Source organism: Streptomyces sp. NTH33, from assembly GCF_003236365.1.
Classification (GTDB): Bacteria; Actinomycetota; Actinomycetes; order Streptomycetales; family Streptomycetaceae; genus Streptomyces.
In genome coordinates, this window is record NZ_POTZ01000544.1 from 1 (window position 1) to 4,213 (window position 4,213).

The window sequence follows — 4,213 nt, forward strand, 5'->3', positions numbered from 1 at the left end:
CGCCAGCAGCGCGCGGGGCCTGACGAGCGAGGGGGCGGGGCCTGGAGGGCCAGCACGTCGGTCAGGGCCGTGGCCGCGTGGAACGAGCCGGTGGCGGTGCGGGACAAGCGGCTGACGTAGCGGTGGAGGAGCCGGTCGAAGGGGTTCGGTTTCCTGCCCTTGGTCGTGGAGAAGTGGATGTCCTGCCCGAGGGTGAGGGCCCACGCGCTGTCGACGGGGCGGGCGATCGCGCGCTGGGCGCGGCGGGCCAGCCCGGGGGCCGGGCCGCCCGGGACGAGATCACGCAGGGCGAGGGCGCCTTGCGCGGCCACCGACACGCCCTGGCCGTAGACGGGGTTGAAGACCGCGACGGAGTCCCCCAGCGCGATGAGCCCCTCCGGCCAGGAGGCGAGCCGTTCGTAGTAGTACCGCCGGCTGGCGGTGCTGTGGCTGACGCGGACGTCGGTGAGCGGTTCCGCGTGGGCGATCAGGTCGGCGATGACGGGGTGGCGCAGGGTGCGGGCGAAGGGTTCGAAGGCGTCCGCGTCCCGGGTGGGCTGCCCACCGGGTGCTCCCATCAGGCTGACGTGCCAGCGGTCGCCCTCGACCGGCAGGATGCCGCCGGCGTTCCCCGGTCCGGGCAGGAACGGGTCGGTCTGCACACCGACCACGGGCCAGCCGCGGGTCGGGGCGGGCGCACGGTACATGCGGCTGGCGTAGACCAGACCGGAGTCGACGGTGTCCTCGGCGAGGCCGGTGACACCCAGCCCGGCGAGCCACCGGGGCGTGCGAGTCGACCGGCCCGAGGCGTCGATGACCAGGTCGGCGCGGAGTTCGGCCTCGGCACCGTCCGCGCCGCGGACCCGTACGCCCGTGACGGTGCGGCGGTCGCCCAGCAGCCCGACGGCCTTGGTGTGCGTGCGCACGCCGACCCGGGAGTCCTTGAGCACCTGCCCCCGGACGACGGAATCGGTCAGGTCCCGGCTCGCGCTGATCAGGTAGTGGGTGGCCCGCCGCCAGCGGCGGTACCAGCCCTCCGGAGAATAGATGATCATGTCGGTGGTCACGGGTACGCGGTTGGCGCCCGCGGCCAGCAACAGGTCGACGCTGCCGGGCAGGAGCGCCTCGATCGCCTCGGCTCCGCCGGTCTGCAGGAAGTGGATGTGGGCCGCTTGCGGAACCCCGGTGCGCGGTCCGGGCCCCTCGGGCAGCTCGTGGGCCTCGACGATCTCGACGGAGTCGACGTGGTCCTTGACGGCGGCCGCGGCGAGCATGCCGGCGATGCTGCCCCCGACGACGACGACACGGGCCGGGCTCCGGCGCGGGGTTTCACTCATGAGGGCTGCCTCCTGGCCGTTCGTCGTGGGAAAGCGACCGCCTGCGGACCGGTCGGAATCCTGCCGCTGTGACACCTGTTCCTCCAGGGGCTACCGCATGGTAACCGCCTGCCTCTACGCTGCCGCTCAACTCTGCGACAACGAAGGGGAGTTGGTCCATGCGCGTGGCAAGACGTACGGCGGCGTTACTGGGTGCCGTCGCGTTGCTGGTGGCGGTTCCCTCACACGCCGGTGCGGCTCAGGCACCGAAGTTCTCCGGGACGACGGCGATCGGTACGCACAACGCGTACGAGAAGGCGAAGTACACGTACTTCGCGCAGGCGCTGGACTCCGGGGCCTCGCTGCTCGAAGTCGACGTCTACACGGACCCGTTGACCCGGCGCTGGCGGGTCAGTCACAGCAATCCGCTGGGCAACGACAACAACTGCGAGGCCGCGAAGGCCCCCGGCGAGCTGTACGGCAGGAGCCGCAACCAGGACCTCGGCAGCTGCCTGGACAACATCGCCGCCTGGCACCAGTTGCACCCCGACCACCGGCCGATCGTCTTCAAGGTGGAGATGAAGAACGGCTTCAACCAGACCATCGGTCTCGGGCCGGCCGCCTTCGACACCCTGGTGCGGCAGAAGCTCGGCAGCATGGTCTACAAGCCCTCCGACCTGCTGGACGGGAGGTATCCGACGCTGGACGCGGCCGCGAAGGCCGGTGCCTGGCCGTCCCGGGGCGACCTGACCGGCAAGGTGATCTTCGAGCTGATCCCGGGTACGGTGGAGCAGGCCAACCCCTTCGACCACTACTGGACCGACCAGGAGTACGGCGACCACCTGCGCGATCTGTACGCCGCCGGGAACATCGCCGCGGCCCAGGCCTTCCCCGCCGTCCTCGGCGCGGCGGCCGGCGACCCGCGCACCGGCCGCTACGACGCCTCGATCCGCCCCTGGTTCGTCTTCTTCGACGGGGACGCGGCGACCTACGTCACCAAGGGCTACGACACGTCCTTCTACGCGGCGAACCACTACATCCTGATCATGACGGACGCGGCCGGCGTCTCCCCGGCGATCTCCTCGACCAACCCCACGGACGCGGAGGTGGCCGCCCGTCTGTCCCTGCTGGCCGGGAAACACGCCAGTGTGATCACCTCGGACTGGTCGGCCAAGTCGCCCGCCGTACTGGGCTCGGTGGTCGACCGGGGCTGATGTTCGAACGCCCTGAGGGGATCGTCCGTAAGGGAGACGGGGCAGAACCCGACCAACGACTCCTCCCCCCACGGCACTTTCAGGGAGTGTGCATGCTGCACGGCATCGACGTGAGCGCCTACCAGTCCTCCACGTACGGCACGAGCGGCTCCTCCTTCGTCTTCATCAAGGCGACGGAGGGCCGTTCGTACGTCAACTCCAAGCTCGGCGCCCAGACCAAGCACGGCCGCGACGCCGGTCTGGTCGTCGGCTTCTACCACTTCCTGTGGCCGGGCAACATCACGGCCCAGGCGGAGTACTTCGTCTCCCACGCGCCCGAGAAGGCGGGCGACATCCTCGCCGTCGACTGGGAGACCACGGGCGAGGGCACCCACGCGAGCAACGCGGAGAAGGACCAGTTCATCCGCAAGGTCAAGGCCCTCCGCCCGCACCATCGGGTGATCCTCTACGCCAACCGCCACTTCTGGCTCAACGTCGACACCACCTCCTACGCGGGCGACGGCCTGTGGATCGCGGACTACGTCGCCGCCGGCCATCCCCGCATCAAGGCGAAGTGGCGCTTCCACCAGTACACCGACGACCCCCACGACCAGAACGTGGCGAACTTCGCCGACAAGGCGGCGCTGCGGGAGTGGGCCAGGGGCGCCTGAGCCGGGCGGAGGCCTCAACCGCGCCGCCGCGCGCCCAGGTCGACCAGCACCTGGCCGAGCTGGGCCCCGGTGAGCGCGGGCCCGGGCAGGCCCGGGGCGGCCGGGCGGGGTCGGCGTCGTACTGCGTCCGGAAGTCCGCCGGGCGCCCCGGGGCGCTGCCGGCAGGGCCTCGGCGCCGCGGTCAGGCGGCGTACTCGGACCGGCGGCTTCCCTTTTTCCACCGGTCCCGGACTCCCGGCCCGACGGGCCGCACGTGTGATCCATACCACCCGTCGCTTTGCGACGTGACGGCGCAACCTTCGGTGGATCTTGAAGGTCTGCTGTGTGAGTCGCCCCGCCCTGCCGGTGCGGGTGCCGCTTTTCCTCACCCCTCACGAAGGACATCGCAATCCGTTATGGGTAGATCTCGCTATATCTGGGGTACGGCTGCCGTGGTCTCGGCAGGGCTCGTCGGAGGGCTTTTACTGAACGGAGGCTCCGACCAGCCGGGCCGGAACACCGACCGTGACGGCAAGCCGGGCCCCGTCAGGAGCCAGGCCCGCACCGCCGCGCTGCCGACGACCGATCACGGCACCAGGGCCACTTTGAAGCAGGACCGGACCGAGCCGTTCAGCATGCTCGGGATCACCTGGAGCGACCCCGCGGCGCGGATCACGGGCACGATCGAGGCACGCGCCCGCGCAGCGGGATCCGGTCAGTGGTCCGACTGGCTGCGACTGGACGGTGCCGGCGGCCAGGGTGAGGCGGGCGCCGGGCGCGGCGGTACCGAGCCGGCCTGGGTGGGACCGTCCGACGGCGTGGAGGTGCGGGTCACGGCGGAGGGACGTACCTCCGACCGTCTGCCTGCCGGGCTGCGTCTGGACATGATCGATCCCGGCAAGGACGGCAGCGGTGCCGGAGTGCCGGGCGGGATGGAACCGGCGGGCCACCAGGTCGACGCACCCGACGATCCGGCCGAGTCGCCCGATCCCACGGCCACGGAACCGGAGGAGGTTCCCGATCCGGACGTGCCGGACGTCGAGGAGGAGACCACGGCTCCCGCCGGGTCCGAGCC

Annotated in this window: 3 protein-coding genes and 1 pseudogene; 3 read left to right on the plus strand and 1 reads right to left on the minus strand. The window is 71.3% G+C overall.

The window, feature by feature from the left end:
* A partial coding sequence (locus C1I97_RS32520) for an FAD-dependent oxidoreductase (RefSeq protein WP_258382840.1) occupies positions 1–1,316 on the minus strand: 1,316 nt, incomplete at its 3' end.
* Between the two features lie 158 nt (positions 1,317–1,474).
* On the opposite strand from C1I97_RS32520, the gene C1I97_RS32525 reads away from it, so the two are divergent.
* The 3 genes and pseudogenes from C1I97_RS32525 to C1I97_RS40300 form a co-directional block, all read left to right on the plus strand.
* Positions 1,475–2,509: a phosphatidylinositol-specific phospholipase C domain-containing protein gene (locus C1I97_RS32525; protein WP_181447012.1), complete on the plus strand. Its 1,035-nt coding sequence runs from the start codon at positions 1,475–1,477 to the stop codon at positions 2,507–2,509.
* 92 nt (positions 2,510–2,601) lie between these two features.
* Positions 2,602–3,159: a GH25 family lysozyme gene (locus C1I97_RS32530; protein ID WP_111006629.1), complete on the plus strand. Its 558-nt coding sequence runs from the start codon at positions 2,602–2,604 to the stop codon at positions 3,157–3,159.
* Between the two features lie 431 nt (positions 3,160–3,590).
* A pseudogene (locus C1I97_RS40300) lies at positions 3,591–4,213 on the plus strand (N-acetylmuramoyl-L-alanine amidase); the annotation flags it as partial.